Source organism: Streptomyces sp. NK08204 (assembly GCF_020400585.1).
In the GTDB taxonomy this organism is placed as follows: domain Bacteria; phylum Actinomycetota; class Actinomycetes; order Streptomycetales; family Streptomycetaceae; genus Streptomyces.
Genome location: NZ_JAINVF010000063.1, coordinates 1 through 1,599 on the forward strand (window position 1 = coordinate 1; position 1,599 = coordinate 1,599).

Below are 1,599 nucleotides of genomic sequence, written 5' to 3' on the forward strand. Positions count from 1 at the left end.
TCCGGGGTGCGGTGTAGGTGGTGCCGAGTTCGGGTCGGTGGTGGTCGGGTGCGGGCAGGGCTTTGGTGTCGACCTTGCCGTTGGGGGTCAGGGGCAGCTGGTCCAGGGTGACGTAGGTGCTCGGGACCATGTAGTCGGGCAGTTGCTGCTGCAGATGGGTGCGGAGCTGGTGTGCGGTCGGTGCGTTGCCGGGGGTGGGGACGATGTAGGCGACCAGTTGTCTGTTGCCGGGGGTGTCCTCACGGGTGGTGACGGTGCAGGTGTGGAGATGGGGATGGGCGTTCAGGGCCGCCTCGATCTCACCGAGTTCGATGCGGTAGCCACGCAGCTTGACCTGGTTGTCGATACGGCCGATGAACTCCAGCGTGCCGTCCGGACGCCACTTGACCAGATCACCGGTGTGATAGGTCCGCGGGTCGGGCCAGGGCGGAGCCAGAGGATTGGGAGTGAAACGCTGCCGGGTCAGTTCAGGCCGGTTGTGGTAGTGACGGGCCAGACAGACACCACCCAGCAGAGCCTGCCCGGGCACCCCCACAGGCGCCGGCTGGTTGTGGTGGTCGACGACATAGGCGGTGGTGTTGGTGATGGGCCTGCCCAGCGTCGTGGTACCCCCGTGCGGATCCGGCCGGGTGGTCAGACTCATCACGTTCGCCACGGAACCCTCGGTGGCACCGTACTCGTTGCTGATCGTCGTCCGGGTACTCCCCGCCTCCAGGAGCCGGGCCACCAACTGCGGGGCCAGGTTCTCACCACCGGCGACGATCGTGGTGATCCGGTGCCGGGCATCACGGGCCTCGAGATGGGCGGCGAGAACTTCCAGATGGGACGGAGTGGCCTTGAGGAAACTGACCGGAGTACCGGTGCAGATCAGATCGATGGCAGCATCGAAAGCCGTCTGATCGGGCGCGGTCACCGGAATGACGAGCTGCTGGCCCTGGATCAACGGCAGGAACAACGCCGTGATCGTCAGATCGAAAGTGACCGACGAGTACAGGATCGAGCCGATACCGCCGTCAGCACCGGCCGGATAGTTCCGGTCACACCAGTGCAGGTAGTTCACCACACCACGATGCTCGAGAGCGACCCCCTTCGGCCTGCCCGTCGAACCCGACGTGTAGATGACATAGGCCAGGTCATCCGGCGAAGCCACCGGCTCGGGATCACTCCCGGGACCCTCCGGCCACTGAACATCCACCAGCAGACGCGCACACCCCTGCGGCACACAATGCTCAAGCCCACTACTGGTGATGACCAGCGGCGCATCCACATCCCGCACCATGTAACCGATCCGGTCACTCGGGTACTCCGGATCCACAGGAACGAACGCGGCACCCGCCTTCATGATCCCCAGAAGAACAGCGATCAGATCGGGCGAACGATCCAGACAGACCGCCACCAGCGTCCCCGCAGCCACCCCCCTGCCCCGCAGATGATGCGCCAGCTGATTCGCACGCGCGTTGATACCCGCATACGTCCAGCGCTCACCACCGAACGCCACCGCCACCGCGTCAGGACACAACGCGACACGGTCCTCGATCAACCCGTGAACCGTCGCCGTGTCCGGGTAACAACCCACGACACCGTTCCAGTCCACCAGAA

The 1,599-nt window shown here is 65.1% G+C and carries 1 protein-coding gene; it reads right to left on the minus strand.

What is annotated here, in order from left to right; all coding sequences use genetic code 11:
• On the minus strand, window positions 1-1,540 hold a 1,540-nt coding region (locus K7G59_RS34295), incomplete at its 3' end, for an amino acid adenylation domain-containing protein (protein ID WP_225840634.1).
• Window positions 1,541-1,599 lie beyond the last annotated feature (59 nt).